Annotated in this window: 5 protein-coding genes and 1 riboswitch; of the genes, 3 read left to right on the forward strand and 2 right to left on the reverse strand. The window is 67.5% G+C overall.

The features are described from left to right. On the forward strand, nucleotides 1-1,719 hold a 1,719-nt coding region (locus tag D7X55_RS36710; RefSeq protein ID WP_199747310.1), incomplete at its 5' end, for a CotH kinase family protein. Nucleotides 1,720-1,764: 45 nt separating this feature from the next. Here D7X55_RS36710 and D7X55_RS36715 read toward each other — a convergent pair. Beyond that, a complete protein-coding gene (locus tag D7X55_RS36715) occupies nucleotides 1,765-2,532 on the reverse strand; it encodes a polysaccharide lyase (protein ID WP_120552434.1) in 768 nt (255 codons plus the stop codon). Between the two features lie 128 nt (nucleotides 2,533-2,660). Beyond that, a riboswitch (guanidine-III (ykkC-III) riboswitch) is annotated at nucleotides 2,661-2,732 on the forward strand. A 17-nt stretch (nucleotides 2,733-2,749) separates the two neighbouring features. Between D7X55_RS36715 and sugE the strand changes: the two genes are divergently transcribed. Further along, entirely contained in the window at nucleotides 2,750-3,079 is a 330-nt protein-coding gene (sugE, locus tag D7X55_RS36720) for a quaternary ammonium compound efflux SMR transporter SugE (RefSeq protein WP_120552433.1), read from the forward strand. Between the two features lie 37 nt (nucleotides 3,080-3,116). Then, on the forward strand, nucleotides 3,117-3,851 hold the full coding sequence (locus D7X55_RS36725) for a glutathione S-transferase (protein ID WP_121725462.1): 735 nt from the start codon (nucleotides 3,117-3,119) through the stop codon (nucleotides 3,849-3,851). Here the strand turns inward: D7X55_RS36725 and D7X55_RS36730 are convergent. Continuing rightward, nucleotides 3,815-4,111, reverse strand: coding sequence for a Carotenogenesis protein CarS (locus D7X55_RS36730; protein ID WP_120552431.1), 297 nt, complete (start codon nucleotides 4,109-4,111; stop codon nucleotides 3,815-3,817). The genes D7X55_RS36725 and D7X55_RS36730 overlap by 37 nt on opposite strands. Nucleotides 4,112-4,239: the final 128 nt, after the last annotated feature.

Here is a 4,239-nt window from a genome sequence, read left to right on the forward strand (position 1 = left end):
GTGGCGGGGCTGGCGTGCCTTGCCCTGGTGGCGTGCGGCGGAGGGGACTCCTCTCCCACGACCGGCAATCCTCCCGGCACGGGCTACGACGACGGAGAAGGCCTTCCCCGGCCCGACGCGGGCCCGGCGGATGAAGGCACGGGCTCGCCGTACGACGCGGGCACGGGCTCGCCGGCCGACGCGGGCACCGGCACGCCGGACGCGGGGAGCGGGGACGCGGGGTCAGCGCCGCTGACGTGCGCGCCCACGGCGGGGGACACGCGCTGGGTGCAGGAGGGCGAGCCCGTCACCGCGCAGGTGACGTGTTCCACGGGGCTCAAGGAGGCCGGGCTGCGCTTCGGGGTGAAGAACCTGCCCGCGGGCGCCACGTTCGACGAGTCCACCGGCACGCTGCGCTGGACGCCCGCGCTCAACCAGGCCGCGGTGTGGATGCTCACGCTGGAGGAGCGCACCACCGGCGAGACGGGCACGCTCAAGGTGGGCGTGGCCAACAACAACACCGCGCCGGGCAAGGTCGACATCGTCGACCCCGCGGCCTACACGGAGGAGTACGGGCTGCCGGTGGTGCACCTGTTCTTCCCGGACAACCTGACGTCTGGCTTCTACAAGCCGGCGGAGGTGGTGTACCGGGGCCGCCGCTACACCATCGAGGCGAAGTACCGCGGGGCCACGTCCAGCGTGTTCCCCAAGCGCAGCCTGACGCTCAAGTTCGCGGAGGACGACCTGTTCTCCGAGCCCGTCTTCGGCGACGGCTTCAAGGACCGCAAGCGCGTGGTGCTCATCACCACGTTCAATGACAACTCCTACCTGCGCTCGCGGCTGGCGTTCGACCTGTGGCACCGGCTGGCGCCCGACGCCGTGCGCATCCGCACCTTCAGCGTGGTGGTGTACGCGAACAACAAGTACCGGGGGCTCTACACGGCGTCGGACCACGTGGACAAACGGCTGATGGAGTGGAACGGCATCGACGACGACTCGGACCTCTACAAGGCCGACACCGCGGACGCCAACTTCTCCCGGCTGACGCGCCACGGGCAGACGAAGGAGAACCTCCACGTCGGCTTCGTGAAGGACGAGGGCAACCCGCCGGGCAACTTCAGCACGCTGCACGACTTCGTCGCGTGGGTGGCGGACTCCAGCAACGACACCTTCCGCCAGCAGTTCGGCACGAAGCTGAAGGCGCGCGACTACGAGGACTGGTGGATCTTCAATACGCTCATCCAGGGCAATGACTCGCAGGCGAAGAACGCCTATCACGCGTTCGATCCGAAGGCGGGCGGCCCCTGGCGCTACATCCCGTGGGACCTGGACGCGAGCTTCGGGCAGAACTACGACACCACGCGCACCAGCGCCACGGCGCGGCCCACCTACGCGTCGGACAACCTGCTCTTCAAGCGGATGCTGGCGGAGCCCTCCATCTCGGGGCCCATGCGCGAGCGCTACCGGCAGGCCCTGAAGAACGAAGTGAGCGAGGCCACGGTGCAGGCGATGATCGACGGCTACGTGAAGGAGCTGGGGCCCAACGCGCAGCGTGACGAGGCGGAGTGGGCGGAGCGGTACCGCAACTTCGCGAAGCCGGAAGCGGGGGACGAGAACGGGTACGGCAACTTCCCGGACTGGCACCTGCGGCAGGACTTCAAGACCCACGCGGAGGAGGTGGAGTACATCCGGCAGTGGGTGCACAAGCGCTGGTCGGCGTTCCAGACGCAGCTGCCGTGAGGTTGGCGGCGCGGCGGGGGGAGGACCTCGCCGCGCCCACCGGGACTACCACTGCGCAGGGTCTGCGTCGGCGAACGTCGTGCCGGCCGCGATTTCGTCAATCCAGATGCTGCGGGTGCCCTGGGTGCCCTGCATGTACCCGCTGTCGTGCCAGCCATTGGCGTAGAGGCCGACGCGGAACTGGAGGTAGCGGTCATCCGCCACGGTGGTGGCCAGGTTGAACTGCTCCAGGACCTTCACACCGTCGAACCACAGCTTGATGAAGCCGGTGGTGTCGCTGGTCCACTTCACCTGCATGACGACCTTGTGCCACTCGCCGGGGGTGACGGTGGCCAGGTTGCGGAAGGTGGTGGTCTTCTGGTCGCAGACGGTGCCGTACTTCACCCGGGTGGTGAGCTGGTTGCCGGACAGCCACACCATGGTGGTGGGCATGTGGCCATCGCAGCCCGTGTCGGAGAAGTTCGCGATGAACTGGGCGATGTTGAAGGACTGCGGCTGGAACTGCCAGTCCTGCTGCAGCCGGAACATGAAGCCATAGAAGCCCGTGTCGCCCCGGCGGTACACGTTGTGCTTCACGACCTCCGAGTGGTAGCGCTCGGTGTAGTTGGGGTCGTAGACCTGCGTGGCCTTGATGGCGGTGGAGCCCTCGTAGACGACGTTGGTGACTTCCTTCAGCGAACCGTTGTGCTCCACGTTGAGCGAGTTCCAGCCGGACAGCGTTCCGGTGTTGCGGAAGATCTCCGCTGCCTGGGCGCCCATCCCCAGGGCGAACAGCGACACCCCTGCGGCCACGGCGAAATGCTTGCGCTGCATTGAACGACCTTTCCTGACTTGCGGCTTATGCCAGTTCAATAGGCGAATCTGGGATAATCCGCAATCCCATGGACAGGTGCGGGTGGGTGGCACAAGGCGTCCATCCCGGTTAGCTTCCGCGGCGCGTGCGGATGCCCCGGGGTGGGGCCTCCGAGCCCGGACGAGGTGCGCCGTACCCGGTCACGACAAGACGACGCCTTCACGGGAGTCGTGCGTCATGTCGTCGTCTTGGATCCTCCTCATCATCGCCGGCCTGCTCGAAGTCTGTTGGACGCTGGGCCTCAAGTACGCGCAAGGCTTCACCCGGCCGCTGCCCAGCGTGCTCACGATTGGCGCCATGATCGCGAGCATGGGCCTGCTGGGCCTCGCGGTGAAGCAGCTGCCCATCGGCACGGCCTACGCGGTCTGGGTGGGCATCGGCGCGGCCGGTGCGGCCGTCGCGGGCATGGTGCTCTTCCATGAGCCCGCCACGCCCTCGCGCCTGTTCTTCCTGGTGCTGATGATCGTCGCCATCATCGGGCTGAAGTTCACCAGCGGGACGCATTAGCCGTCCGCGCCGGTTCCCATCACGCGAGGTGACGGCGATGAGCGACGCGAAGTTCGAGCTGTACTACTGGCCCGGCATTCCCGGCCGGGGCGAGTTCGTGCGGCTGGTGCTGGAAGAAGCAGGCGCGGACTGGGTGGACGTGGGCCTGCAATCCGGCGGGAAGGCGGTCACGGACATGATTGGCAAGGGGCCCGTGCCCGCGTACGCGCCGCCCGTGCTCAAGGTGGGCGACGTCGTCATCTCCCAGGCGCCCAACATCTGCTCCTACCTGGGCGAACGCTTCGGCCTCGTCCCCCAGGACGAAGCCTCACGCCTGCACGCCCGTCAATTCCAGCTCACCGTCGCGGACGTGGTGGCGGAAGCCCATGACACGCACCATCCCCTCGCCGTGATGAAGTACTACGACGAGCAGAAGGACGCCGCGAAGCAACGCGCGGAAGACTTCCGCACCACCCGCATCCCGAAGTTCCTCGGCTACTTCGAGCGCGTGCTGAAGGCCAACACCCAAGGGGGAGGGAAGTACCTCCTGGGCCGCGACTTCTCCTATCCGGAGCTCGCGCTGTACCAGCTGGTGGAAGGCCTGCTGTATGCCTTTCCCAATGCCATGCGCCGCGTCGCCCCGGGAATCCCCGGCGTGATGGCCTTGCGTCAGCGCATCTCGGAGCGCCCCCGCATCGCCGCGTACAAACAATCCAACCGCGCCCAGCCCTTCAACCAGCAGGGCATCTTCCGGCACTACCCGGAGCTGGACGACCCGAACGCGACGAAGTGACCCTGGGGCACTTCGACAATCTCACGGGCGAAGAACAGGTCCTCGCCCACGCCGGCCACGCGCACCTGGATGAGCGGATCGCTCGGGTACTGCATGGCCGGGTCGTCGAACACCAGCGCCACGACGACGCCCACGCGGCCCAGGAAGCGCTCCGCCACGGCGTCGTCCGCTTCGGTGCGGATGATCATCACCGCCGCGCCCATGCGCACCGGCGCGCCGTCCACGTCTTCCGTCAAGATGAGCGAGGGGTCCTGCTTCATGGTGCGTAGGTCCGGGGTTTGAGTCGTTTCGACAGCGCCCACGTCGCGAGCGTCATCAGCGCCCACGCCGCCAGGTGATAGGTGGCCACGTGGCCGGGTCCCTGCTCACACGCCAGCTCGCCCAGCAC

This window comes from Corallococcus sp. AB049A (genome assembly GCF_003668885.1).
GTDB classification, from domain to species: Bacteria; Myxococcota; Myxococcia; order Myxococcales; family Myxococcaceae; genus Corallococcus; species Corallococcus interemptor.